Consider the following 26,780-nt stretch of genomic DNA (forward strand, 5'->3'; position numbering starts at 1 on the left):
ATCACCTCCCTCGCGGAGAGCCCCCCTCACCCCAACCCTCTCCCCGCAAGCGGGGAGAGGGGGAAGAAAGACCGGCGTCTTCGCACATGACGGGCGCCGCCGGCTCGGCTAGATTACCCCCACAAGAACAAGACGGATTGTCCGGGGAGGACAGGCGTGCACCAGGGACGTGTCGTTTACGGCGCGATCGAGGAGGTCGTGTTCGGCCATCCGGCGGCTGAAGCCATCGTCGCGCAAATGGACCGACTGGGAACGCGCCGCGCCTTCCTGATGGTATCGGGGACGCTGAACCGGCAAACCGACGAAATCGAGAAGATCAAGCAAGCGCTCGGTGCGCGGTGCGCCGGCCTGTTCGACGCGATGCCGGCGCACACGCCGCGCGAGGCGGTGATCGCGGCGACCAATGCAGCGCGCGAGGCCGGCGCCGATTTGATCGTCACCGTCGGCGGCGGCTCGATCACCGACGGCGCCAAGGCGGTGCAGCTCTGCCTTGCCAACGGCATCGACGATGTCGACGGCATCGAGCGCATCCGCGTCCACAAGGGCGTCGCCCCGGAGATGACTGCGCCTATTGTCCGCCAGGTCAGCGTGCCGACCACGATCGCCGGCGGCGAGTTCAGCGCGATCGCAGGCGTAACCGACCGCAACACACATGTGAAGCAAATGCTGCGGCATCCGCTGGCGGTGCCTCGCGCGACCATCCTAGACCCCGCCATCACCGTGCACACACCGGAATGGCTGTTCCTCTCGACCGGCATCCGCGCCGTCGACCATTGTGTCGAGGCGATCTGCTCGCGCGAGACGCATCCCTATGCCGACGCGCAATCGGTCAAGGGCCTTGCCATGCTTGCCGACGCGCTGCCGCGGGTGAAGGCCGACCCTGCGGATCTCGACGCGCGGATGGATGCGCAGATCGGCACCTGGCTGTCGATGGGCGCGCTCGCAGCCGGAGTGCCGATGGGGGCGAGCCATGGCATCGGCTACGTGCTGGGTGCAGCCTTCGACGTGCCGCATGGCTACACCTCCTGCGTCATGCTGCCGGCGGTGATGCGCTGGAATGCGAGCGCCAATGCCGAGCAGCAGATGGTCGTCGCGGCCGCAATGGGTTACCCCGGCCACAACGCCGCCGATGTGCTCGACGCCTTCATCCGCTCGCTCGGCATGCCGCGCAGCCTTGCCGACGTCCGCGTCTCGCCGGAGCATTTCGATGCCATCGCCGAACAGGCGATGCGGACGAACTGGATCCCGCGCAACCCGCGCAGGATCGACGATCCCGCGCAGTTGCGCGAAATCCTGCTTCTCGCCGCATAATTTTGAGCCGGAGGACTGATGTATCCAGGTCAGCATGCCCGCCTGCGTCCGCTGCAGCCCGCCTTCATCATGGCCGCGACCGGCGAGACCGTCACCTATCGCGAGCTCGATGCGCGCAGCAACCGCCTGGCGCATCTATTCCGCAAGCTCGGCCTGAAGCGGCTCGACCACTACTCGATCTTCATGGAGAACAATTCGCGCTATCTCGAAGCCTGCGGCGCGGGCGAACGGTCGGGGCTGTACTATACCTGCATCAACTCCTTCCTCACCGCTGGCGAGCTCGCCTATCTCCTGACCAACAGCCAGTCCAAGATCCTGATCACGTCCACTGCAAAGCTCGAGATCGCGCGCGAAGCGATCGAGGCCTGCCCGGACATCAAGCTCTGCATCGTCGCCGACGGCCCCGGCGAGAGCGATCGCATCGTCGGTCTTGCCGAAGCGACCGCCGATCTGCCGAAGACGCCCATCGCGGATGAATGGCTCGGCACGCCCATGTTGTATTCGTCGGGCACGACGGGACGGCCGAAGGGCATTTTGAGGCCGCTGCCGGAGGAGCCGCCGAAACACAATCTGCCGCTGTTCGATTTCCTCACCAAGCTCTGGCAGTACCGCGAGGGCATGGTTTATCTGTCGCCGGCGCCGCTCTACCACTCCGCACCGCAAGCGGCCGTCAATCTCACGATCCGCATGGGCGGCACCGTGATCATCATGGAAACGTTCGATCCCGAGCGCTATCTCCAGCTCGTCGAGCAATGGGGCATCACCCACACCCAGCTGGTGCCGACGATGTTCTCGCGGATGCTGAAGCTGCCGGAAGACGCGCGAAAGCGCTACGATTTGTCCTCGCTGGAGATCGCGATCCATGCCGCCGCGCCCTGCCCGGCGCTGGTCAAGGACGACATCATCAAATGGTGGGGGCCGATCATCCATGAATATTACGGCGCGACCGAAGGCCTCGGCTTCACCGCCTGCAACAGCGAGGAATGGCTGGCCCACCGCGGCACCGTCGGCAAGGTGCTGCTCGGCGACCTCCACATTCTTGATGAAGACATGAAGCCATGTCCGACCGGCACGCCCGGCCAGGTCTGGTTCAAGACGGCCTCGCCGTTCGAATATTTCAACGACCCCGAGAAGACCAAGGAAGCGCGTTCGGCCGACGGCAGCATGAGCACGGTCGGCGATGTCGGCTATGTCGACGAGGATCGCTTCCTCTATCTCACCGACCGCGCGACCTTCATGATCATCTCCGGCGGCGTGAACATCTATCCGCAGGAATGCGAGAATCTGCTGATCACCCATCCGAAGGTTGCGGACGCCGCCGTGTTCGGCGTGCCCAATCCCGATCTCGGCGAGGAGGTGAAGGCGGTGGTGCAGCCGATGCCGGGCGTGGTGCCGGGACCAGCGCTCGCCGACGAGCTGATCGCCTTCTGCGGTGCCTCGCTGTCGCGGCAGAAGGTGCCACGCTCGGTCGATTTCGAGAAGGAGCTGCCACGGTTGCCGACGGGCAAGCTGTACAAGCGGCTGCTGCGCGACCGGTATTGGGGGAACAAGACCTCGCGGATTGTGTGAGATGCTCTTCGCCTTCGCCCCGGCGTGCGGGGCGAGGGAACACAGCTACACTCTCACATTGTGAGAGAAGAGCCCCTGCGGCCTTCCGTCATCCGAATTGTCGAGAGATCGACCGGCCTTGCTGGTTGCCTCGCGACGCTCCCGTCGGCTATCGTCCTGACAAACAGGCCGCAAAAGGCCCAAAAGACCAATGTCCGGGGAGGACGAGGATGCGGAGCGTACGGGCGCTCGCCGCGACGGCGGCGCTATCTTTGCTGGCGTTTTCGACCATTGCATTCGCTGGCGAGCCCAAACAGGGCGGGATTTTGCGGATGTATCACCGCGACAGCCCCGGCAATGCCTCGATCCATGAAGGCGCGACCTATTCGCTCAATGTTTCCTTCATGCCGGTCTTCAACAACCTCGTCATCTACAAGCAGGACGAGGCCCAGAACAGGATGGACAACATCGTACCCGAGCTCGCCGAGAGCTGGGCCTGGGTCAACGACAACAAGACGCTGAGCTTCAAGCTGCGCCAGGGTGTCAAATGGCACGACGGCAAGCCGTTCACGTCCGCCGACGTGAAGTGCACCTTCGACATGCTGATGGGCAAGTCGCAGCAGAAATTCCGGCAGAACCCGCGCAAGACCTGGTACGATCAGGTCAACGATATCTCGACCAACGGCGATTTCGAGGTCTCCTTCAACCTGAAGCGGCCGCAGCCGTCGCTGCTGGCGCTGCTGGCTTCAGGCTACACCCCGGTCTATCCCTGCCACGTCTCACCCGGCGACATGCGCACGCATCCGATCGGCACTGGGCCGTTCAAGTTCGTCGAGTTCAAGGCCAATGAATCGATCAAGCTGACGCGAAACACGGATTATTGGCGCAAGGGCCGGCCCTATCTCGACGGCATCGAGTTCACCATCATCCCGAACCGTTCGACCGCGATCCTCGCCTTCGTCGCCGGCAAGTTCGACATGGCGTTCCCGACCGAGGTCAGCATTCCGCTGCTGAAGGACGTGAAATCGCAGGCGCCGAACGCGGTCTGCGTGGTCGAGCCCAACAATGTCGCGACCAACATCATCGTCAATTCGTCGGCGCCGCCGTTCGACAATATCGACATCCGCCGCGCCATGGCGCTGTCACTCGACCGCAAGGCCTTCATCTCGATCATGTTCGAGGGCCAGGGCGATGTCGGTGGCACCATGCTGCCGCCGCCGAACGGGCTGTGGGGCATGCCGAAGGAGATGCTCGAGACCATTCCCGGCTACGGCCCTGACGTGAATGCCAACCGTGAGGAGGCCAAGAAGCTGATACAGAAGGCCGGCTACGGGCCGGACAAGCACCTCGCCGTCAAGGTCTCGACCCGCAACATCCCGGTCTATCGCGATCCCGCGGTGATCCTGATCGACCAGCTCAAGAGCATCTATATCGACGGCGAGCTCGACGTGGTCGAGACCGCGAACTGGTTCCCGAAGCTCGCGCGCAAGGACTACATGCTCGGGCTCAATCTGACCGGCAATGCCGTCGACGATCCCGACCAGTCCTTCTACGAGAACTATTCCTGCGGGTCCGAGCGCAACTACACCAATTACTGCAACAAGGAGATCGAAAAGCTGTTCGACGTGCAGTCGCAGGAGACCGATATCGCCAAACGCAAGAAGATGGTGTGGGACATCGACAAGAAGCTGCAGGAGGACGTCGCGCGCCCGATCATCTTCCACGCACGGACCGGCTCCTGCTGGCAACCTTATGTGAAGGGCGTGACCGTGATGTCGAACAGCTCCTATAATGGCTACCGGTACGAAGACGTTTGGATGGACAAGTAGCGCGCTGACGGCTCGACGGGAGGGCGCGGAATGTTTGCCTATCTGGTGCGGCGCCTGTTCCTGATGCTCGTGACCCTGTTCGGGATCTCGGTCGTCATCTTCTTCCTGCTGCGCATCGTGCCCGGCAACATCGTCGACATCCTGTTCGCCGCCGCCGGCTATGTCGATCCCGCCGACAAGGCCAATCTGGAAAAGGAACTCGGCATCGACCAGCCGCTGATCGTGCAATATTGGCACTGGATCAGCGGTTTTCTGCGCGGCGATTTCGGTTACTCCTACGTTTCGGAGAAGCCGGCGCTCCAGGAAATCCTGCCGCGCATCCCGATCACCGCGCGGCTTGCCGGCCTCGCACTGCTGTTCTCGGCATCCATCGGCATTCCGCTCGGCGTCATCAGCGCGGTGAAGCAGGGCACGCGGCTCGACTACGCTCTGCGCATCGTCAGTCTGAGCGGCTTGTCACTGCCCTCGTTCTGGCTCGGCCTTCTGATCCTCACTGCCTCCGTGGCGATGTTCAACCAGATGCCGATCTTCAATCCGAATCCGTCGACCTGGCTGGAAGCGTTCGCAACCTACGCCGTGCCCGCCGCGGCTGTCGGCTTCCGCAGCGCAGCGCTGACGATGCGCATCACGCGCTCCTCGATGCTGGAGGTGCTGCGGCAGGACTATATCCGCACCGCGCGCGCCAAGGGCGCGTCCGATGCCGCCGTGAACTACCAGCATGCACTGAAGAACGCGATCCTGCCGGTCATCACCGTGATCGGCATCGAGGCGGCGTTCCTGATCGGCGGCCTCATTGTGACGGAGACCGTGTTCAACATCCCCGGCGTCGCCCGATTCCTGGTCGAGGCGATCCGCTGGCGCGATTATCCGATCGTGCAGAACCTCGTGATGCTGATTGCGGTGGTGGTGGTCAGCGCGAACTTTATCGTCGACATGCTCTACGCGGTGTTCGATCCGCGCATCAGGTACACGGATTAGCCGCATGATCATCGCTCACACAGCGCTCGCGCGTTCCTTCACCTCTCCCCGCCTGCGGGGAGAGGTCGGATTGCGCAGCCATCCGGGTGAGGGGAAGTCTCCGCGAATCTCGCTGCCACCTCCCCCGCTGAGAGCCCCCCTCACCCCTACCCTCTCCCCGCACGCGGGGAGAGGGGGAAGATAGAGTTCACATGGCCGCGATCGACTACGACGTTGAACTGAGGCGGGCCGGGGCGCATGCGACCGGGGGCTGGCGGCGCGTGCTGTTCCTGGCGCAGCGGCATGTGCTGGGTGCGGCCGGACTCGTCATCATGATCGCGTTCGTATTCACCGCGATCTTTGCCGACTTCATCGCGCGCTACGATCCCCTGACCATCGATGCCGCCCGCGCGCTGGCGCGCCCGAGCCTGGCGCACTGGATGGGCACGGACTCGTTCGGCCGCGACGTGTTCAGCCGCATCATCCACGGCGCGCGGATTTCGCTGGCGGTCGGCATCGGCTCGACCGCGCTCGGCGGCACGATCGGCATCATCGTCGGGCTGACCTCCGGCTATCTCGCCGGCTGGGTCGATCTGGTGTTCCAGCGTGTCTCCGACGTTCTCCAGGCGCTGCCGTTGCTGGTGCTGGCTCTGATCATGACGGCGGCACTCGGCCCGTCCTTGCCGAATGTCATCATCGCCATCGCCATTCCGCTGATTCCGACCGTGTCTCGCGTCGTTCGCGCCAACACGCTGGCGTTGCGCGAGCTGCCGTTCGTCGAAGCCGCCAAGTCGATCGGCATGAGCGAGACGCGCATCGCGCTCCGCCATGTGCTGCCGAACACACTGGCGCCGCTGATCGTGCTCGCCACCGCCCAGCTCGGCTCGACCATTCTCACCGAAGCCTCGCTGTCCTTCCTCGGCCTCGGCATTCCCGAGCCTTATCCGTCCTGGGGCCGCATGCTCTCGGAATCCGCAGCCGAGTATGTCCGCACTGCGCCATGGCTCGTGATCTTCCCCGGCATCGCCATCAGCCTCGCCGTGTTCGGCGCAAACCTGTTCGGCGACGCCCTGCGCGACATCCTCGATCCCCGGCAGCGCGGCTGATGGCGAAAGAATCCGATCTCGTGCTCGAGGTGAAGAACCTCAAAACGGTGTTCTTCACCAACTCCGGTCTGTTCAAGGCGGTCGACGACGTCTCCTTCACCGTGAAGCGCGGCGAGACGCTGGCGATCGTCGGGGAGTCCGGCTGCGGCAAGAGCGTCACCGCGCTCTCGCTGATGCGGCTGGTGCCCGATCCGCCCGGCCGCATCGTCGGAGGCTCGATTACGCTCGAAGGCACCGATCTGCTGGCGCTGGATGAAGCGCAGATGCGCGCCGTCCGGGGCAACCGCATCTCCATGATCTTCCAGGAGCCGATGACCTCGCTCAATCCGGTGATGCGGATCGGCGACCAGATCGTCGAGGCGGTGCGATTGCACCGGGCGATGCCGGTCAGAGCGGCGCGTGATATCGCGGTCGAGATGCTGCGGCTGGTGCGCATTCCCGAGCCGGCGCGCCGCGCCCGCGAATATCCGCATCAATTGTCCGGCGGAATGCGCCAGCGCGCGATGATCGCGATGGCGCTGGCCTGCCGGCCGGCGCTGCTGATCGCGGACGAGCCGACCACCGCGCTCGACGTCACCATCCAGGCGCAAATCCTGGCGCTGATCCTCGACCTCCAGAAGGAGCTCGGCACCGGCCTTGTGCTGATCACGCATGATCTCGGCGTCGTCGCGCAGACCGCGCAGCGCGTGATCGTGATGTATGCAGGGCGCAAAGTCGAGGAAGCGACCGTCGAGGCGCTGTTTGCCGCGCCAAAACATCCTTACACGCGCGGGCTGATGGCCTCGATCCCGACCCTGCCGGCATCCGGTGTCGCGATGCAGGAACGGCTCAACGAAATCCCGGGCACCGTTCCATCGTTGGTGCGGCTGCCGAAGGGCTGCGCCTTCGCGCCGCGCTGCCAGCTCGCGGTGAAGCGCTGTGAAGCCGAATATCCGCCGCTCTCAGACTGGGGCGGTGGCCATCTTGCCGCCTGCTGGCGCGCGGCTGAAGTCGCGGAGGTGGCATGACCGAGGCCTTGCTCGAAGTCGCCGACCTCAAGAAGCATTATCCGGTACGCGCCGGCGTGCTGCGCCGGCAGGTCGGCACCGTGCATGCGGTCGATGGCGTCTCGTTCTCTGTTGGTGTCGGGGAAACGCTAGGACTGGTCGGCGAATCCGGCTGCGGCAAATCGACGGTGGCGCGCAGCGTGCTGCGGTTGGTCGAGCCGACGTCGGGACAGATCCGGCTCGACGGCGAGGACATCACCCATCTCTCCAAGACGGCACTGCGTCCGCACCGCCGTTCGATGCAGATTGTGTTCCAGGACCCGTTCGCCTCGCTCAATCCGCGCATGACCGCGGGCGACATCGTCGGCGAGCCGCTGGCCGTGCACGGGCTCGCAGGCGGCAAGGAGCTGGAAGCGCGCACTGCAAAACTGTTCGAGCAGGTGGGCCTCCGGCCCGACCAGATGCGCAATTTCCCGCATCAATTCTCCGGCGGCCAGCGCCAGCGCATCTGTATCGCGCGGGCGCTGGCCCTCGGGCCGCGTCTGATCGTCTGCGACGAGCCGGTGTCCGCACTCGACGTCTCGATCCAGGCGCAGGTGATCAATCTCCTGATCGACCTGCAACGCCAGCACGGCTTCTCCTACCTCTTCATCGCCCACGACCTCGCCGTTGTCGCCCATATCAGCCACCGCGTCGCCGTAATGTATCTCGGCCGCATCGTCGAGATCGCCGACAAGAACGAGCTGTTTCGCAATCCGCGTCATCCCTACACGCAGGCCCTGCTCGCCTCGGTGCCGGTCGCCAACCCGCTCGCGAAAAAGCTCGTGCCACTGGTGGACGGCGACGTGCCGAGCCCGGTCAACCCGCCGTCCGGCTGCGCGTTTCACACCCGCTGCCGGTTCGCGGTGGAGCGGTGCAAGACCGAGCGGCCGGCGCTGGTGGATGCGGGCGACGGCCACCAGGTGGCGTGCTTGCTCAACGAGGGGACGGGCCAGGGCCAGTAGAGCTCAACGCCCGGATCACTGGCCAGGCCGCGAGCGCTGCAGCCAGATGTTTGAGGGTGTGGCCCGAGACGATGTGCCCTGTTGCTTCGAAGATGGTCGCGTCACCCAATTCGAAAAGCTTGGCCAGCACGTAGAAGACAATCACGCCGCCGAGCGGCACGCCCAGCGCACCAGCCCGGGGCCGCGTCAACGCGAGTCCCACGGCGAGCGCCATGCCGCCGAACTGCACGACCACCCATGGCGTGAGGTTCTCGCGTGCCACCCAGGCCGCGAGCAGGCCTGCAATCATCATCAGCACTAGCACCGCTTCGCCGGCGCGCACGCTGATGCGCTCGCTGGCCGCGATGCCCAAAAACCCCGCGAACGCCACCGCCATGCCGATGCGGTCGGCCACGAGCCGCTGCGGCATGTCGGGGTCCAGATGATAGAAGCCTGAGCCCAGGCACGTCAGGATCAGTCCGACGAAGAACCAGCTTGCACCCACGGGTGCATCATTGCGGGCGCGCAGTCGCTCCGTGCCCCAGACGCCCATCGCGAGGAAGGCGAGATTGCTCAGCACGTCGCCGGCGTTGGGCACACCGAGCCAGGGGCGGCCGTCTACGAAATGCGGGATGTGCCAGGTGGCGGCGGGGATCGCGGGTGCGAAGACCGCGGCCAACGCCAGGACGAAGAGCGCGCCGATCAGGTATTTTTCGCGGGCTTGGGGGAGTGCGAACGAGAACCTGCGGGGGGCCGAGGGGAACGCGGCATCGGTTGCTTGGGCGTGGGGATGGATGCGCACTTGAAGCCTCCGCGATTGAACATTGTTCATTATTGGTAGTCGTAAAATGAACTATGTTCAATATGAATTTGAGCGCAGGCCCACGGAGGCGGTTTATCATTGAAATTGTTCAGAAATCTTTCCGGAACGGCAGGTGCCGTAGGATGGGCAAAGCGGAGCGTGCCCACGTTCCGCGCGTAATCGCTGTCGGTCGTGGGCACGGCGCTTTGCGCTTTTACCCACCCTACGAGACCGCGTTTGCGGCGCTACGCCGTCCCGATCTCGGCCACGATCCTGCCCGTGGTCACCTGCTCGCCCTCGGCGACGTCGATCGCAGCGACGACGCCGTCGATACCAGCCTTGTGGACGTGCTCCATCTTCATCGCTTCCAGCGTCAGCACCGGCTGGCCGGCGGCGACGCGGTCGCCCGGCTTGACCAGAACGGCGACGACGCGGCCGTTCATGGCGGCGCGCACCTTGCCGTCACCGCCATTGGCTGCGGCAGCTTTTGGCGCGGCGAGGGTGAGATCGGCGGCAGCAAGCGGGATACCGCGGTGTTGGACGTACAGCCGGTCGCCGTCGCGCAGGAATTTGGCGCTGTCCATCACGCCATCGTGGCGGAAGCGGATGGCGTCGGCATCGAGCTGGTCGATTTCGAACTTGTCCTGACGGCCGTCGGTGGCGACGGTGTAGCTGCCATCGCGCTCGCGTGTGACTTCGAGTTCAAGCGTGTGGCCGGCGATCTCGATTTTTGCCGGCAGCGGGAACGTCGCCGCGAGGCTTCGTCCGTTGCGCCACAACGGCGCCTGCGGATTGATGACGTACAGCAGCAGACCCGCAAGTGCGGCGCTGAATGCGCTGTTCGCCCGCGACGCCAGCAGCTCGTCGCGATGCGCGCCGATGAACGCCGTCGTCGCCTCGCCTTTGGCAAAACCTGAGTGACGCAGGCAGGACATCAGGAACGCCTGGTTGGTGGTCACACCAAACGCCGTGAGCTGCTCCAGGTCAACAATCAGCCGCCCCCTCGCCTCCTCGCGGCTCTCGCCATGGCTGATCACCTTGGCGATCATGGAATCGTAGAACGGCGGGATCTCCGTACCCGATTGCAGCGCGTGCTCGACGCGGATGCCTTCCGGCACCTGCCAGCGCGCCATGCGGCCGGACTGCGGCATGAAATCCTGCGCGGCATCTTCCGAGCACAGCCGGACCTCGATGGCGTGGCCCTGGAAGCGGATGTCCTGCTGCTTCACCGGCAGCGGTTCGCCGCGCGCGACGCGCAGCTGCAGCTCGACGAGATCGAGCCCGGTGATCGCCTCGGTCACGGGATGCTCGACCTGCAGGCGCGTGTTCATCTCCATGAAGTAGAACGCGCCGCTCGCATCAAGCAAAAATTCCAGCGTCCCGGCGCCCTCGTAGCCCAACGCCTTCACCGCTGATACCGCGACCTCGCCCATTTTCGCACGCAGCTCCGGTGTCACCGCCGGTGACGGCGCCTCCTCGATCAGCTTCTGGTGCCGCCGCTGCACCGAGCAGTCGCGCTCGCCGAGATGGATGGCGTTGCCATGGCCGTCGCCGAACACCTGGATCTCGATGTGGCGCGGATTCTGGATCGCACGTTCGAGGATCACGGTGGCATCGCCGAACGCCGCCTTCGCCTCCGACCGCGCGCTGCGCAACGCATCCGGAAATGACGCCGCATCGACCACGAGCCGCATGCCGCGTCCCCCGCCACCGGCGACCGCCTTGATCATCACGGGGAAGCCGATCTTCTTGGCCTCCACCAGCATCACTTCATCACTTTGATCGGCGCCCTGATAGCCGGGGACGCAGGGTACGCCGGCCTTTCTCATGATCTCCTTGGCGCCGGCCTTGTTGCCCATCGCCTCGATCGCCTGCGGCGACGGGCCGATGAAGACGAGACCGGCATCCTTGCAGGCCTGCGCAAAATCTTCGTTCTCGGCGAGGAAGCCATAGCCGGGATGCACGGCATCCGCGTCGCTCGCTTTGGCCGCAGCGATGATCGCGGGTATATTGAGATAGGATTGCGCGGGGAGCGCTTCGCCGATGCGCACGGCCTGATCGGCCTGCTGCACATGGAGCGCATCGCGATCGGCATCCGAATAGACCGCAACGACGCCGAGGCCGAGCTTCCGCGCGCTGCGCATCACCCGCAGCGCGATCTCGCCGCGATTGGCGATCAAAACCTTGAAGAACGGGCGGTGCTGCACTGATCCGTTCCTCATGGGCGAGCCACCGAGAATTGCATGCGCTGGGGCGTCCGCGTGTCGCCCTCGCGGCAGATCGCGAGCACTTCGGAGAGGACCGCACGGGTGTCGCGCGGATCGATCACGCCGTCGTCAAGCACACGGGCGCTGGTCGAGAACACATCCATCTGGCCGTCGAACACGCCGATGATCTGCGCCCTCATGGCATCGAGCTTGTCCTTCTCGACCGACTTGCCGCGACGCGCGGCGGCGGCTTCCGTCACGATGGCCATGGTCTCGGCAGCCTGCTCGCCGCCCATTACCGCGGTCTTGGCGTTCGGCCAGGAGAAGCAGAAGCGCGGATGGAAGCCGCGGCCGCACATGCCGTAATTGCCCGCGCCGAACGAAGCGCCGCAATAGATGGTGATCTGCGGCACCGTCGCCGACGTGACCGCCTGGATCATCTTCGATCCGTGCTTGATCATGCCGGCTTCTTCATAAGCTTTGCCGACCATGTAGCCGGTCGTGTTGTTGAGATAGAGGATCGGCGTGCGGGTCTGGCAGCAGGCCTGGATGAAATGCGTCGCCTTGTTGGCTCCGGCAGGATCGAGCGGACCGTTGTTGGTGATGATGCCGATCGCCTGGCCCTCGATGCGGGCATGGCCGCAGACGGTGGCAGGGCCATAGTTCGGCGCCATCTCGGTGAAGTCGGAATCATCGACGATGCGCGCGATCACCTGTTTCATGTCGACGGGACGCTTGTGGTCCATCGGCATGATGCCGAGCAGCTCGTCCTGATCGTAGCGCGGCGGCTTGAATTGCGTGGGCACCCTGCCCGGCCGCTCCCATTCCAGCGCCGCCATGATCTCGCGCGCGATGCGCAAGGCATCGCGATCGTCCTCGGCGAGATAGTCGCCGAGGCCGGAGACCTGCGTGTGCATCTCGGCACCGCCGAGCTCTTCCTCGGTCGCGATCTCGCCGGTCGCAGCCTTCAGCAGCGGCGGCCCGGCGAGGAAGGCGCGGGTGCGGCCGCGCACCATGACGATGTAATCCGACAGGCCGGTCTGGTAGGCGCCACCCGCGGTGGACGAGCCGTGTGTGACGGTGACGACCGGGAGGCCCGCAGCCGAGAGCCGCGCGAGATTGCGGAAGATGTTGCCGCCGCGGACAAAATCCTCGACGCGGTAGCGCAAGAGATTGGCGCCGGCGCTTTCGACCAGCTGCACATAAGGCAGCTTGTTCTCCAGCGCGAGCTCCTGCACCCGCAGCGTCTTGTCGAGGCCAAAAGGCTGGAGCGCACCGGCATCGATGCCGGAATCGTTGGCGCTGATCATACAGCGGATGCCCGAGACGAAACCGATGCCGGCGATGACGCCGCCGCCGGGCACGCTCTTGGCCGCATCCGGCACGTCGAACATGTAGCCGGCGAGCGTCGACAGCTCGATGAAGGGCGCGCCGGGATCGAGCACCAGCGCGACGCGCTCGCGCGGCAGCAACTGGCCGCGCTTGTGGAAGCGGTCCTTTGCCGCCGCCGACGCGGCGCGCGTGCGCTCTTCGAGCGCGCGCATCCGGTCGATCAGGCCGAGCATGCCGTCGCGGTTGGCATGGTAGGCGGGGCTGCCGGGGGAAATGGTGTTTTCGAGAATGGACATGGCTCTATCCTACCCGTCATTGCGAGGAGCGAAGCGACGAAGCAATCCAGTCTGCTTCCGCGGATACACTCTGGATTGCTTCGCTTCGCTCGCAATGACGGCTGGGGCTACGTTCAGCGATTGGTCCCAAAGATCTTCCGCGCCTCGACCGGGCTCGCGATCTCGCGGCCGGCGCGGCGGGCGCAGGCGGCGATGGCCTCGATGAGCTGGCCGTTCGACGTCACCTTCTTGCCGTCGGCGAGATAGAAGGCGTCCTCGAGGCCGGTACGCAGATGGCCGCCGAGCTCGGCGCAGCGCTGGTGCAGCGGCCAGATTTCTTCGCGACCGATGGCGGTGACCTGGAAATGCGCTTCGGGGCGCTTCAGCTTGATCAGGATCGGCAGCAGATCGGGATCAGACGGCATGCCGGACGCCACGCCCATCACGAAGTTATATTCGAGCGGGCCCTTGTACATGCCGACTTGGGTGTACATGCCGACGCAGCGCACGATGCCGACGTCAAAGCATTCGAATTCAGGGATGGTGCCGACTGCGTTCATGACGTCGAGATAGTCCTTCACTTTCTCGACCGCGTTGTCGAACATCATCGGCGGCCAGGCCCAGCTATTGTCGGCCTTCACCTTCAGGTAATTCAGCGAGCCCGCGTTGCAGGCCGCGATCTCGGGCTTCGTCTCTCGGATGCAATCAAGCGCGCCACTGTAGTTCGGCCCTGATACGCCCGAGGTGTGGTTGATGATCACGCCGGGGCAGGCTCCGCGGATCGCCTGTTGGATCTCCCTGCTGACCGCAACCTCCCAGGACGGCAGGTGTCCCTTGTCCGGCGCCTGCTGGCGCAGATGGATGTGCATGACGGACGCGCCGGCATCGAACGCAGCCCTGGCCTCGCGCGCCATCTGCTCGGGCGTGACGGGCACGTTGTGCTGCTTCGGGTCGGTGAGCACGCCGTTCAGCGCGCAGGTGATGACGGCCTTGTCGCTCATGCCACTGATGTCTCGCACGTTGAGAATTCAACGTTTGCGATCATGTGACGCGTGGCATGCGGCTTCTTGCGCGGAGAAGCTGGAAAAAACGACGAATTCGTAGGGTGGGTTTAGCCGAAGGCGTAACCCACCACTTCTGTCACCGCGGAGGCTAAAGAGGTGGGTTACGCTGCGCTAACCCACCCTACGAGAGCGGCGCTAGCTCGCTTCCGCAAGCCGCACCGTCTCGGTGCTGCGATAGATCGCGAGATCCCGCGATCCGACGAAGATCGCGCGCGGCTTCAGGCCGTAGAAGCGGCGGATCGAGTGGCTGAAGTGCGTGGAATCGGGATAGCCGATGTCCTGCGCGAGATGGGCAAGGTTGAGGTCCTGGTTGGCGAAGTGCAGCAGATGCCGCGCGCGCTTCCAGGCCCGGAAGGAGCGGAACGAGATGCCGGTCTCCTCCTTGAACAGGTGCAGGAAGCGTGAGGCGGAGAGCCCCGCTTCCGCCGCACACGTATCGGCCGTGACCGGCTCGCCCGTGAAGCGGCCGATGCGGGCGACGGCACGCATCACACGCGGGTCGAGCACGCGCCGCGGCAGCGCCTCGCCGAAGCACATCTCGTCGAATTCGGCAGTGGTGATGTCGTTGTAGCGGCGCTGGCGCAGCAGCGCGTAGGCGGCGAGGATCTTTCGGGCATAGATCGCCCGATCGGGGCCGGTCAGTCGCTCAGCCAAAGCCTCGATCACGCCGTCCGGCATGCTCTCGGGCTCGAGCGTCACGCTGATTGCAGTGCGGTAGTCGCCGGCGATGGAATGCCGCTGGTTCGGCAAGGTAACGAACAGCTCGCCGGAGGCGAGGACGTCGTCGATGGTCAGGTGCAGATTGCCCTTCACCGCCACATAGACATGGCAGCAACCCGGGGTCCGCTTGCGGGGGCGGCCGAGCAGGCCGGCATAAAAGACCCGCTCCGGCGTGATCAGCATCAAATGGTCGGATTCGCGACCGTTATCTTCCATTGGGATCCTCCTCGCGCGGCTCTCTGGCCGCTGCGGACGGAGGTCACCTTAGCCGAAATTTGGGCGCTGTCACGACGGGATAGCGCTGTCATGGAAACATGCTTTGTCGTTCCGGGGCGGTCCGTAGGGACCGAACCCGGAACCTGGAGATTGCGGCGCGAGATTCCGGGTTCGATGCTGCGCATCACCCCGGAATGACAGCCTCCCTTACGCCCGCACCCGCGGCGCAACATTCTGCTCGACGCCGACCCTCTGTTCCGCGGCAACCGCGCGCTGGAAGCCATCGCGCTGCTGCAAGCGCGCCCAATAGGCTGCGACATTTGGCCCAAAGTCCTTGGCGAGGCCGATATTATCCGCAAGGCGAAGCGCGTAGCCGATCACGATGTCAGCGGCGGTGAAGCGTCCGGCGCACAAGGTTTCGGCATTCGCGGTCGCTGCCTCGACGGCGCGCAGCCTTCCCAGAAACCATTTTGCATAATCGGTGGCGACCTGCGGATTGCGGCGCTCCTCCGGCTCGAGCTGGGTGTAGCGGAGCACCAGCGTCTGCGGGAAGGTTAACGTAGCGTCGCTGAAATACAGCCAGTTCAGGAACGCGCCATAGGCGGGATCTTCCGGCCCCACCATCAACGGCGTCGGCCCGTGCTTGATGCCGAGATAGTGACAGATGCCGGAGGACTCGGTCATCTTCGTCTCGCCGTCGACCAAAAAGGGAATCGTGCCCAACGGATTGAGCGCGAGGTACTCCTTGGCGAAGACGCGCGGCGGGAACGGCAGCATCTTCAGTTCGTAAGGAAGCCCCATCTCCTCCAGCATCCAGAGCGGACGGAACGAGCGCGCGGCATCGCAGTGATAGAGCGTGATCATCAAGCGTTTCCTTTACTTTACTTGAGCATGATCTTTTCGGAAAACCGGCCTCCACTTTTCCGGATCATGCTCTGGGCAGCGTACCCATCATCTTGCACAGGACCATCAGCATGACCTCGTCGGCGCCGCCGCCGATCGAGGTCAGGCGGCTGTCGCGATAGGCACGGCTGACCGGCGTCTCGTTGGTAAAGCCCATTCCGCCCCAATATTGCAAGCAGGCGTCGGTGAGCTCGCGGCCGAGCCGGCCGGCTTTCAGCTTGGCCATGGTCGCAAGCTTCGTCACGTCTTCGCCGGCGACCAATTGCTCGGCGGCGCGATAGATCAGCGCACGCAGCAGCTCGACCTCGGTCTGCATTTCCGCAAGCTTGAAGTGCACGACCTGGTTGTCGAGGATCGACTTCCCGAAGGCCTTGCGGTTGCGCGTGTACTCGATGGTCTGATCGATGATGTATTCGTGCGCCTTCAGGCAGGCGGCCGCGCCCCAGAGCCGTTCCTCCTGGAACTGGATCATCTGGTAGGTGAAGCCCTTGCCCTCTTCGCCGATCCGGTTGCGCTTGGGCACGCGGACATTGTCGAAGAAGATCTGCGCGGTATCGGACGATCGCATGCCCATCTTGTCGAGCTTTCGCGCGACGTTGACACCCTTGCTCTTCATGGGCACGCAGATCAGCGACTTGTTGCGGTGAACGGGCCCATCGCCGGTGTTGGCGAGCAGGCAGATCCAGTCGGCCTGGGTGCCGTTGGTGATCCACATCTTGCCGCCATTGATGACGTAGTCGTCGCCATCGGCGCGCGCATTGGTCTTGATCGAGGCGACATCGGAGCCCGCTCCGGGCTCGGAGACGCCGATACAGGCGACGTAGTCGCCGGAGATGGAGGGGGCCAGGAACTCGCGCCGCACCTCGTCCGAGCCGAACCGCGCCAGCGCCGGCGTCGCCATGTCGGTCTGCACCCCGATCGCCATCGGTACGCCGCCGCAGGTGATGGCGCCGAGCTCCTCCGCCATCATCAGCGCATAGGAGTAATCGAGGCCGGAGCCGCCGAACTCCACCGGCTTGTTCAATCCGAGGAAGCCGAGGCTGCCCATCTTCTTGAACAGCTCGTGCGCCGGGAAGATGTCGGCCTTCTCCCAGTCATCGACGTGAGGGTTGATCTCGCCCGCGATGAATTTTTGCAGGGAACGGCGAATGTCGTCGTGGTCGGCGGTGAATAGCATTTTTGTCCCTTCGTCATTCCGGGGCGCGCGAAGCGCGAACCCGGAATCCATTCCTCTAAGGTGTCTGCGGCCCGATGGATTCCGGGCTCGACGCTTCGCGTCGCCCCGGAATGACGGCGTGGGTCACAACCCCATCTGCCTTGACGCCAGATCCTTCATGATCTCCTCGGTGCCGCCGCCGATGGCGTTGACCTTGACCTCGCGATAGATGCGCTCGGCCTTGATGCCGCGCATGAAGCCGGCGCCGCCGAAAATCTGCACGGCCTCCGAGGCGCAGAACGCCATGGTCTGCGTCGCCTGGTTCTTCATCATGCAGATTTCCGCGACCGGGCTCTCGCCCTGCTCCAGCCGCCACGCCAGCATCTCCAGCATCGCCTGGGACGCTGCGACCTTCTGCGCCATGTCGACGATCTTGTGGCGGATCACCTGATGCTGGGCGAGCGGCTTGCCAAAGGTCTTGCGCTCCCTGGCGTAGGCGATGGCTTCATCGAGACAGACGCGGGCGAAGGCCGTGCAGCCCGCGGCCATGCCCATCCGCTCGCTATTAAAGTTCTGCATGATGATCTTGAAGCCCTGGCCTTCCTCGCCGATCAGGTTTTCGGCCGGCACGCGGCAGTCGTCGAAATGCAGCGTCGCGGTGTCGGAGGCCCACCAGCCCATCTTCTTCAGCTTGGTGCGCGACAGGCCGGGCGTGTCGCCCTCGATCAGGAGCAGGCTGACGCCGCCGGCGCCCTCGCCGCCGGTGCGCACCGCAACGGTCAGATAGTCGGCGCGTACGCCTGAGGTGATGAAGGTCTTCTCGCCGCTCACAACGTAGTGATCGCCGTCGCGCCGCGCCTTGGTGCGGAGGCCCGCGACGTCGGAGCCGCCGCCCGGCTCGGTGATCGCAAGCGCGGAGATCTTTTCGCCGGAGAGCACCTGCGGCAGCACGCGCGCCTTGACCTCCGGTCGCGCCGCACGTGCGATCGGCGGCGAGCCGATGGTGTGGCTCATCAGGCTGGCGCTGACGCCGCCGGCGCCTGCCTGCGCCAGCTCCTGGCTGGCGACGATCTTCATGAACTGATCGGCGGCGATCCCGCCATATTCCTCGGGGAATCCGAGCCCCAACAGCCCGATCTCCGCCGCTTTGCGATAGAGCACGCGCGGGAATTCGCCGGCCTCGTCCCAGTCATGGGCGAACGGGGTGATCTCCTTCTCGACGAAGCGGCGCATCACATCGCGGAAAGCGTAGTGCTCGGCGGTATAGAACGGGCTCTTCATTGCGCTTTCGCCCTGTTGGCGGATTCGTGTTGCCCACCATGGCCGGAACATCTGCCGCTCACTTGCGCAGAGTGGCTGACCGGGGGAACCGCTCCGCGGCAACCTATGGACTAGCAACTCAACGCAAGACGATTTTCGTCCCTCGCAGGCCAACTCCGAAACAAAAAAGTCGATGCACAAAACTCCGGCTGGCCTCCCGGGGCCACGCCGGGCATGGTGCACGGCAATAAAAATGCGGGCGGCACAAGACCGCCGAGGGAGGGATTTTTGGCCGTTCGTTACTACGACTGGATCGCCCATCATGGCCGTCGCACGCCAGGCAAGGTTGCGGTCATCGACCTCGCGAGCGAACGCCGCTTCACCTATTCGCAACTCGACGCCCGCGTCTCGCGCCTCGCTTCATTCCTGCGGCACACACTGAAAGTCTCGCGCGGCGACCGCGTCGCGGTGCTGGCGCTGAACACGACCGATACGCTGGAGGTGCAGTTCGCCTGCGGGCGGCTAGGTGCGATCTTCGTGCCGTTGAACACCCGCCTCACCGTTCCCGAGCTTCAGTTCATCACCGGCGATTGTGCGCCGAAGGTGATGATCCACGACACCGATCTCACCGAAACGGCGCTTGCGGTCGCAAAGCTCTGCGGCATAGCGACCAGATTGCTGCTCGGCCCCGGCGGCACCTATGAGGCCGGCATCGCGGCTGCAAAGCCGCTCGACCGCGCGGAAGAGGTCACGCTCGATGACGTCTCGACCATCATGTACACGTCGGGCACGACGGGTCATCCAAAGGGCGCGACCATCACCCACGGCATGACCTTCTGGAATTGCGTCAATCTCGGTGGCCCCGCCTGCATCGGCCCATCCTCGGTGCTGCTCACCGTGCTGCCGCTGTTCCACACCGGCGGGCTGAATTGCTACACCAACCCGGTGCTGCATGCCGGCGGCACCGTGATGATCATGCGCGCCTTCGATCCCGGCACGGCGCTCGGCCTGATCAACGATCCCGCGCGGGGCATCAACGTGTTCTTCGGTGTGCCCGCGATCTACCAGTTCATGGCGCAGCATCCGGCCTTCGCGACGACCGATCTGACCCGGCTGATCGTCGGCGGTGTCGGCGGCGCACCGATGCCGGTGCCGCTGCTGAAGGTGTGGGAGGCGCGCGGCGTCGCACTCCAGCAGGGCTACGGCATGACCGAGACCTCGCCGGCCGTGCTGGTGCTGGATCGCGAGGATGCTGCGCGAAAAGCAGGCTCTGCCGGCAAGCCGGTGCTGCACACGGAAGTGCGCATCGTGCGGCCCGACGGCCGCGATGCCGACACCGGCGAGCTCGGTGAGCTCTGGGTGAAGGGACCGAACATCACGCCGGGCTACTGGAACAGGCCGGAGGCGAACAAGAGTTCCTTTACCGACGGCTGGCTGCACACCGGCGATGCGACCCGCGTCGACGACGAAGGTTTCTACTACATCGTCGACCGCTGGAAGGACATGTACATCTCCGGCGGCGAGAACGTGTATCCGGCCGAGGTCGAGAACGTCCTGCACCAGCTCACCGCGATCGCGGAAGCCGCCGTGATCGGCATCCCTGATGCCCAATGGGGCGAGGTGGGCCTCGCCATCGTCGCGACCAAACAAGGCCAGCGATTGACCGAAGCGGATGTCTTCGCGCACTGCGCAGCCAATCTCGCGCGCTTCAAATGCCCGTGCCAGATTCGTTTCGTCGATGCGCTGCCGCGTAACGCCACCGGCAAGATCCACAAGCCGACCTTGCGCAAGGAATTCGCGGCGGCTTCCGAGATCGACAAGAGAGTTGCCAACGCCTGATCAAAGCGCCCCTCGCGGGCGCTTCTTCGTTTCTGACGTGCCTGCTCAAACCCAGAAGAAACCCCAAAGAAACACCAAGGAATTTTCATGAACAAGAAACTCCCCCTGCTTGCCGCAGCAACGGCATTGACGTTGGTCACCACCCAGGGTGCCTACGCGCAGAAGGCGTACGACACCGGCGTCACCGACACCGAGATCAAGCTCGGCAATGTCGAGGCCTATTCCGGTCCCGCCTCCGCCTACGGCGTGATCGGCAAGACCGAGGAAGCCTATTTCAAGATGATCAACGACCAGGGCGGCATCAACGGCCGCAAGATCAACTGGATTTCCTATGACGACGGCTATTCGCCGCCGAAGACCGTGGAGCAGATCCGCAAGCTGATCGAGAGCGACGAGGTCTTCCTGGTGTTCAACGCACTGGGCACACCGACCCAGACCGCCGTGCAGAAATATCACAACGCCAAGAAGGTACCGCAGCTCTTCCTCGCCACTGGCGCCAGCAAGTGGAACGACCCGAAGAACTTTCCGTGGACCATGGGCTTCCAGCCGAGCTACCGGGTCGAGGCACAGATCTTCGCAAAATACATCCTGAAGGAGAAGCCGGACGCGAAGGTCGCGATCTTCTATGCCAACGACGATTTCGGCAAGGACTACCTCGCCGGCATCAAGGACGTGTTCGGTGACAAGGCATCGAAGCTGATCGTGGCCGAAGAGAGCTACGAGACCTCGGAGCCGTCGATCGACGCTCATATCGTCAAGCTCAAGGGCACCGGCGCCGATGTCTTCGTCAACATCGCGACCCCGAAATTCGCGGCGCAGGCCATCAAGAAGATCGCAGAGCTAGAGTGGAAGCCGATGCATCTGATGACCGATGTCTCGGTATCGATCGGCGCGGTGATGAAGCCCGCCGGTCTCGAAGCATCCGAAGGCGTGCTGTCGGCCGGCTATCTGAAGGATGCGTCGGATCCGCAGTGGAAGGACGACGAGGGCATGAAGAAGTTCATGACCTTCATCGACAAGTACATGCCCGGCGCCAACATTTCGGACGCCAATCTGGTCTACGCCTATGCCGCAGCCCAGACGATGGTGCAGGTGCTGAAGCAGTCGGGCGACAATCTGACCCGAGAGAACGTGATGAAGCAGGCCGCCAGCCTGAAGGACTTCGTACCTGATACGCTGATCCCGGGGATCAAGATCAACACCTCATCTACCGACTTCGCACCGATCGAGCAGCTCAAGATGTGGCGGTTCAAGAAGGGCCAGTGGGAGCTGTTTGGCGACATCATCAGCGCCGAAACCGGCGGCTAGCTCGACTGAACTGATTGGTTCGAAGATATCGAATAGCGGCCGAAAGGCCGCTATTCTTTTTCAGCCAGCAACGGCACTCTTCCGGCGCTTTCGGCCTCCGGCATATCCTGGCCGACATCGATCGCCACGATGGACAGACCGAGACGACGCGAATCGCCGGCACCTCTGAGCACGGGGCACGCCCACGCAAGGGTGGCGATACCGGTCGGCGGTAGATCGAGACTCAGCGTGTAGGTATCGAAACCGATCACGATCGTATCAGGGTCGACGGGCGCACCATCAAGGTAGAAATGCGTGCCTATCCTGCCGAGCGGCGCGCGAAGTGCGGGACTTTGAATGCGGACGATGTTACGGCCCGGAGTTCCCTGGATGCGGACGGCGGCCTGCGGCTCGCTCCAGCGGAAGGTGTGACCGGCGGACGACTCCACGGCATAGAACCCGATCTGCGCAAGAACCTGGTTGCCGAGGGGCCTCGCAACGAGCCCTCCGCTCCGACGGTTGCGACGGATGCAGTCAAGCCTCTGAAGCCGGATCAATGCCGCGATGTAGCACCTCATCCAACGCGCGATGGCTTCGCTCGACCCCACCACCGTCAGCGAGGCCAGGACAGCGCGCGCATGCACGGCGGTCAGCTGCGCTGCCGCACGCGCGGGATGATCCCCGAACATCGCCGGCACAACCCAGCGCAGGAAGGCACGCAGCTTTTCGCCGGGTTGCTTCCAGCCCCGGCCGGCAAGGCTGTAGCGCACAAACACCTTCAGCGCGGCGCGCACGAGCACGGTGTCAAAGCCGGCCCACTCGCTCCATTCGACGGGTGTTTCCAGCAACTCGCTGCCGGGATCATCGCGCGCTTTGCTGAGATAGCGGATCTCACCCTGTACGAAATCGAGCGTGAACTTCTTCAATTCGTCGATTTGGCCTACGTAGTAGTGGTGGAAGCGTGCCTCTTCGAGATAGCCGATCGCATAGCCCCTGGCGTGATAGGCGGCCGCGAGCACCCATTCGGCGAAATGGCCAAGCTCCTCGCGCAAGCCGCCGCATTCCCAATAGACGTCGCGCCGCGTCACGAAGCACTGATCGAGCACCTTGCGCCAGGGATGCTGCGTCATGCCGAACTCGATGTCCGCCTGGTACATCGCCGCCTCTGCGACCGACAGGCGGTTGTGGCAGATCGGGATCGATCGGCACGAAAACCCCGCCCAATCCGGATGCGCATCGATCGCGCCCACACAGAGAGCGATCACATCGGGCTCAGGCCGGCAGTGCGATTCCGTGAAGAACAGATATCTTCCGCGAGCGATGGTCGCGCCAAATGCACAGAGCCCGATGTCGTGCCCGATACCGGCATATTCGATCCGGGCGTCGCCGCCGGCGAGGGCCTTGAGTTCCTCGCGCGCCGTGAAGTCGGGCGGCACGACCAGGATGATCTCGTAGAGGGATTTGTCCGCAGTCTGCGAGATCCAGCCGAGCCAGGACTGCTCCCACTGCCCGCGATGATATTCGAGCGGAATGATCACGGAGAACATGGGGTCGGGACTCATGCCGGATATCACTCCTCAACATGATCGCGCGGGGTCGCCGACTCAGGCGTTTGGCTTAGGCAGGCAGAAACAACGCGAAAGATTCGTCGACAGTGCGGCGAAGATGATCCCGATATAGCTTGTAATTGACGTGGTCGGATGTGATCCGGCCCACGGACGGGTCGACGATATTTCGCGCCGGCACATAGGCGATCGGTGCTGCGATCGGCGTGAGCTGCGAGCCGGGGCCGGCGCGGAGTGTCGAGATGATGCCGTACATCTCGCCGGCCACCGTCGGCCGCGACACCGTGATCACGCGATGCTGACCGTGCTTGATGATGACGAGGTAGATGAAGCCGGACTGATGCGGCACCGCAACCTCGCCGGTGTGCTCATAGGCCGCATCGGTCCGCTCGCCCTCGCGGAACACCAGTGAGGAAACTTTCGGTTCCCAGACAATCTCGGTGCGGTAGGCGAAGATCGCGTCCTTGTCGCCGAACGACGGCCGCAGCGTGATGTAGACGTCCTCGAGCCAGGTCACCGCGCGATGCGAATAGGAGCCGAGGCTGTCGGGCGCGACATCGTTTGCAGCCGGAGGCGTCACCACGACGACGCTCTTGCGCAAGGACACGCCCAGCGCCTGCTCCAGCCGGACCGTCGTCGCCAGCGTGAACGGCCGGCGACCGCCGAGCACCTTCTCCAGCGTCGACAGGCTGAGCTTGGCCTGCTCGGCCAGCGCCTGCCGTGAGATCCGGCGCCTGGCGAGTTCCTCGCGAATGGTCTCGGCGATCTCGCGACTCTGCTCGTCCGAAAGCTGCTTGTCGTCCTGCGTCTGCATCGTCAACCCTGCCCTGGAAGCAGCAGTCTAGCAGGACGGACAAACCAGCACAAAACCGCACATGGCCGCCCGGCCGTGGCCCGCCCGGGCCAGCCGCGGCGGAACATTGCCGATCATTCTGCTCGCGAAATCAGGCCCTCCCGGCGAATGCTGAGGGCCAGCAAACATGCTTCGGGAGCAGGCCAAATGGATACCTACGACACAGCCGACAGCGACGAACACCCGATCCTGAGCCGGCTGATCAAGATCGGATTGTTTCTTCTGGCGCAGGGCATCGCGGTGATGCTGGTCTCCCTCGTCGCCCTGCTGGTCAGCTTCGGTACGAGTTGGTCGGCGACGACCGAGCAGGCCGGCCTGCTCCAGCCCGGCGACGCCAAATCCGGCAGCCTCCTGCTGAAGGAAGACGGCGCCACTACCGAAGCGATCCGGCTCGGCACCGATATCGACATCACGGTATCAGGCCCGACGCTGCGCGCCCGCGTCACGCAAGTGTTCCGCAACCCGACCAAGGACTGGGTCGAAGCCACCTATGTCTATCCGCTCGCGACCAACGGCGCCGTCGATACGTTGAAGATGGTGGTTGGCGACCGCGTCATCGTCGGCGACATCAAGGAGCGCCAGCAGGCCCGCGTGATCTACGAGCAGGCACGACGCGACGGCCAGAAGGCCGCGCTGACCGAGCAGGAGCGGCCCAACATCTTCACCAATTCGGTCGCCAATATCGGTCCCGGCGAAACCGTGCTGGTGCAGATCGAATATCAGGAGCCGGTGCATCAGAGCGGCAATGAATATTCGCTACGCCTGCCGCTGGTGGTCGCTCCGCGCTACAATCCCGCGCCGATCGTGCAGAGCGTCGACTTCCGCCAGGACGGCTCGGGCTGGGGCGCGACGAATTCGAACCCGGTGCCAGATCGCGACCACATCTCGCCGCCGGTGCTGAATCCCGCCAAGAATGCGCCGGTCAATCCGACCAGCATCACGGTGCGCCTGAAGGCCGGTTTTGCGCTCGGTGAGGTCAAGAGCCACCATCACAACGTCAAGACGGAAAGCCCCGATAACACCACGCGTGTCATCACGCTTGCCGACGGTGCCGTGCCAGCCGACCGTGATTTCGAGCTGACCTGGAAGCCGGCCGCCGAGAAGGCGCCGTCGGTCGGCCTGTTCCGGGAGCATATCGGCGATGCCGATTATCTGCTCGCCTTCGTCACGCCGCCGAGCGCCGAGCAGGCGACGCAGAAGCCGCTGCCGCGCGAAGTCGTGTTCGTGATCGACAATTCCGGTTCGATGGGCGGTACCTCCATCGTGCAGGCCAAGGCGAGTCTGCTTTACGCGCTCGGCCGCCTCCAACCTAATGACCGCTTCAACGTGATCCGTTTCGACGACACCATGGACGTGCTGTTCTCGACTTCCGTGCCGGCCGACCCCGCGCATCTCGGCGAAGCACTCGGTTTCGTGAATGGATTGCAGGCGCGCGGCGGCACCGAGATGGTGCCGGCGATGCGCGCCGCGCTGACCGACAAGCTCGGCGACACCAACATGGTCCGTCAGGTCGTGTTCCTGACCGACGGTGCGATCGGCAACGAGCAGCAATTGTTCGAGACCATCACCGCAATGCGCGGCCGCTCGCGCGTCTTCATGGTCGGCATCGGCTCTGCGCCCAACACCTATCTGATGACGCGCGCCGCCGAACTCGGCCGCGGCGCCTTCACCCATATCGGCTCGGTCGAGCAGGTCGAGGAGCGCATGCGCGGCCTGTTCGCCAAGCTGGAGAACCCCGCCGTGACGGGCCTCAGCGCAAAATTCTCCGAAGCCAAGGCCGACGTCACGCCTGCGGTCATTCCCGACGTCTATCGTGACGAACCGCTGGTGCTGGCGGCGAAGCTCGACAAGCTCGCGGGCTCGCTCGAAATCAAGGGACGCGTCGGCGACCGCCCGTGGTCGGTGACGCTGCCGCTGCAAAACGCCGCCGAAGGCAAGGGCCTGTCAAAACTGTGGGCCAGGCGCAAGATCGGCGATGCCGAGGTGGCGCGCACCCTCCGCGAGATGACGCCGGAAGACTCCGACAAGGCGATCCTGGCACTGGCGCTCGACCATCAGATCGTCACGCGACTGACCAGCCTCGTCGCGGTCGACAAGACGCCGAGCCGTCCCGAAGGCGCGTCGCTCAAGCTGAGCGAATTGCCGATCAACCTGCCGGCGGGCTGGGACTTCGAGAAAGTCTTCGGCGAACGGCCGCAGCAAGCTCCGGCGCAGCTCCGCGAGCGTCATGCCGATGCGCGCAGCCAGCCGGCAGCAAGGCGGCCCACGCCCGCGGCGCCCGATGCGATCCGCCTGCCCAAGACCGCAACCTCGGCCGAGCTGAAGATGATCGCAGGTCTGATCCTGATCGTACTCGCCCTGATCCTGTTCGTGTTCAACCGGCGTCAGCCCTTGCTCACTGACGCCGTTTGAGAGAGGAGCCCCCGAACTCCTCTGTTAGCGCGCGCGGCTGCCCGTCCCAAAACGGCCGCGCGCGCCTTTTTCTTCTTGTTGTCCTTGCGAGCGCAGCGAAGCAATTCAGGCTGCCTCTGCGGAAAGACTCTGGATTGCTTCGCTGCGCTCGCGATGATGGGTATGGAAA

Annotated in this window: 20 protein-coding genes; 10 read left to right on the forward strand and 10 right to left on the reverse strand. The window is 64.3% G+C overall.

The window, feature by feature from the left end; all coding sequences use genetic code 11:
• Positions 1-156 precede the first annotated feature (156 nt).
• The 7 genes from AC1RR3_RS17305 to AC1RR3_RS17335 all read left to right on the forward strand — a co-directional run bounded on the left by AC1RR3_RS17305 (position 157) and on the right by AC1RR3_RS17335 (position 8,741).
• On the forward strand, positions 157-1,311 hold the full coding sequence (locus AC1RR3_RS17305; protein ID WP_492824323.1) for an iron-containing alcohol dehydrogenase: 1,155 nt from the start codon (positions 157-159) through the stop codon (positions 1,309-1,311).
• 18 nt (positions 1,312-1,329) lie between these two features.
• On the forward strand, positions 1,330-2,880 hold the full coding sequence (locus AC1RR3_RS17310) for an AMP-binding protein (protein ID WP_492824324.1): 1,551 nt from the start codon (positions 1,330-1,332) through the stop codon (positions 2,878-2,880).
• Between the two features lie 209 nt (positions 2,881-3,089).
• Positions 3,090-4,688 (forward strand): ABC transporter substrate-binding protein, encoded by a 1,599-nt coding sequence (locus tag AC1RR3_RS17315; RefSeq protein ID WP_492824325.1) that lies wholly within the window; start codon positions 3,090-3,092, stop codon positions 4,686-4,688.
• A gap of 30 nt (positions 4,689-4,718) precedes the next feature.
• Positions 4,719-5,666, forward strand: a complete 948-nt coding sequence (locus AC1RR3_RS17320; protein ID WP_492824326.1) for an ABC transporter permease — start codon at positions 4,719-4,721, stop codon at positions 5,664-5,666.
• Positions 5,667-5,857: 191 nt separating this feature from the next.
• Positions 5,858-6,751 (forward strand): ABC transporter permease, encoded by an 894-nt coding sequence (locus tag AC1RR3_RS17325; protein ID WP_492824327.1) that lies wholly within the window; start codon positions 5,858-5,860, stop codon positions 6,749-6,751.
• Entirely contained in the window at positions 6,751-7,758 is a 1,008-nt protein-coding gene (locus tag AC1RR3_RS17330; protein ID WP_492824328.1) for an ABC transporter ATP-binding protein, read from the forward strand. The genes AC1RR3_RS17325 and AC1RR3_RS17330 overlap by 1 nt, the downstream gene beginning before the upstream one ends.
• Positions 7,755-8,741 carry an ABC transporter ATP-binding protein gene (locus AC1RR3_RS17335; RefSeq protein ID WP_492824329.1) on the forward strand — a complete coding sequence of 329 codons (987 nt, stop codon included), beginning with the start codon at positions 7,755-7,757 and terminating at the stop codon, positions 8,739-8,741. The genes AC1RR3_RS17330 and AC1RR3_RS17335 overlap by 4 nt, the downstream gene beginning before the upstream one ends.
• Here the strand turns inward: AC1RR3_RS17335 and AC1RR3_RS17340 are convergent.
• The 8 genes from AC1RR3_RS17340 to AC1RR3_RS17375 all read right to left on the reverse strand — a co-directional run bounded on the left by AC1RR3_RS17340 (position 8,713) and on the right by AC1RR3_RS17375 (position 18,676).
• Positions 8,713-9,522 (reverse strand): hypothetical protein, encoded by an 810-nt coding sequence (locus AC1RR3_RS17340; RefSeq protein WP_492824330.1) that lies wholly within the window; start codon positions 9,520-9,522, stop codon positions 8,713-8,715. The genes AC1RR3_RS17335 and AC1RR3_RS17340 overlap by 29 nt on opposite strands.
• Before the next feature lie 245 nt (positions 9,523-9,767).
• Positions 9,768-11,744, reverse strand: a complete 1,977-nt coding sequence (locus AC1RR3_RS17345) for an acetyl/propionyl/methylcrotonyl-CoA carboxylase subunit alpha (protein ID WP_492824331.1) — start codon at positions 11,742-11,744, stop codon at positions 9,768-9,770.
• Complete coding sequence (locus AC1RR3_RS17350) at positions 11,741-13,357, reverse strand: acyl-CoA carboxylase subunit beta (protein ID WP_492824332.1); 1,617 nt, start codon at positions 13,355-13,357, stop codon at positions 11,741-11,743. Before AC1RR3_RS17350 ends, AC1RR3_RS17345 begins: the two co-directional genes overlap by 4 nt.
• A 113-nt stretch (positions 13,358-13,470) precedes the next feature.
• A complete protein-coding gene (locus tag AC1RR3_RS17355; protein WP_492824333.1) occupies positions 13,471-14,337 on the reverse strand; it encodes a beta-keto acid cleavage family enzyme in 867 nt (288 codons plus the stop codon).
• 198 nt (positions 14,338-14,535) lie between these two features.
• Positions 14,536-15,336: an AraC family transcriptional regulator gene (locus tag AC1RR3_RS17360; RefSeq protein ID WP_492824334.1), complete on the reverse strand. Its 801-nt coding sequence runs from the start codon at positions 15,334-15,336 to the stop codon at positions 14,536-14,538.
• 207 nt (positions 15,337-15,543) lie between these two features.
• On the reverse strand, positions 15,544-16,200 hold the full coding sequence (locus AC1RR3_RS17365; protein WP_492824335.1) for a glutathione S-transferase family protein: 657 nt from the start codon (positions 16,198-16,200) through the stop codon (positions 15,544-15,546).
• Between the two features lie 64 nt (positions 16,201-16,264).
• Positions 16,265-17,416 (reverse strand): acyl-CoA dehydrogenase family protein, encoded by a 1,152-nt coding sequence (locus AC1RR3_RS17370; RefSeq protein WP_492824336.1) that lies wholly within the window; start codon positions 17,414-17,416, stop codon positions 16,265-16,267.
• Positions 17,417-17,539: 123 nt separating this feature from the next.
• Positions 17,540-18,676: an acyl-CoA dehydrogenase family protein gene (locus AC1RR3_RS17375; RefSeq protein WP_492824337.1), complete on the reverse strand. Its 1,137-nt coding sequence runs from the start codon at positions 18,674-18,676 to the stop codon at positions 17,540-17,542.
• Between the two features lie 267 nt (positions 18,677-18,943).
• Here AC1RR3_RS17375 and AC1RR3_RS17380 point away from each other — a divergent pair, with 267 nt between their 5' ends.
• Together AC1RR3_RS17380 and AC1RR3_RS17385 are read left to right on the forward strand one after the other, a co-directional pair.
• Complete coding sequence (locus AC1RR3_RS17380; RefSeq protein WP_492824338.1) at positions 18,944-20,494, forward strand: acyl-CoA synthetase; 1,551 nt, start codon at positions 18,944-18,946, stop codon at positions 20,492-20,494.
• Positions 20,495-20,581: 87 nt separating this feature from the next.
• A complete protein-coding gene (locus tag AC1RR3_RS17385) occupies positions 20,582-21,802 on the forward strand; it encodes an ABC transporter substrate-binding protein (protein WP_492824339.1) in 1,221 nt (406 codons plus the stop codon).
• Between the two features lie 50 nt (positions 21,803-21,852).
• On the opposite strand, the gene AC1RR3_RS17390 is transcribed toward AC1RR3_RS17385, so the two are convergent.
• Both AC1RR3_RS17390 and AC1RR3_RS17395 read right to left on the reverse strand, forming a co-directional pair.
• Positions 21,853-23,343: a glycosyltransferase family 2 protein gene (locus AC1RR3_RS17390; protein WP_492824340.1), complete on the reverse strand. Its 1,491-nt coding sequence runs from the start codon at positions 23,341-23,343 to the stop codon at positions 21,853-21,855.
• 55 nt (positions 23,344-23,398) lie between these two features.
• Positions 23,399-24,160 carry a helix-turn-helix transcriptional regulator gene (locus tag AC1RR3_RS17395; RefSeq protein ID WP_492824341.1) on the reverse strand — a complete coding sequence of 254 codons (762 nt, stop codon included), beginning with the start codon at positions 24,158-24,160 and terminating at the stop codon, positions 23,399-23,401.
• Between the two features lie 186 nt (positions 24,161-24,346).
• Between AC1RR3_RS17395 and AC1RR3_RS17400 the strand changes: the two genes are divergently transcribed.
• Entirely contained in the window at positions 24,347-26,611 is a 2,265-nt protein-coding gene (locus AC1RR3_RS17400; protein WP_492824342.1) for a marine proteobacterial sortase target protein, read from the forward strand.
• The last annotated feature ends 169 nt before the right edge of the window (positions 26,612-26,780 follow it).

The sequence above is a fragment of the Bradyrhizobium sp. GW821-FHT13H05 genome (assembly GCF_058804065.1).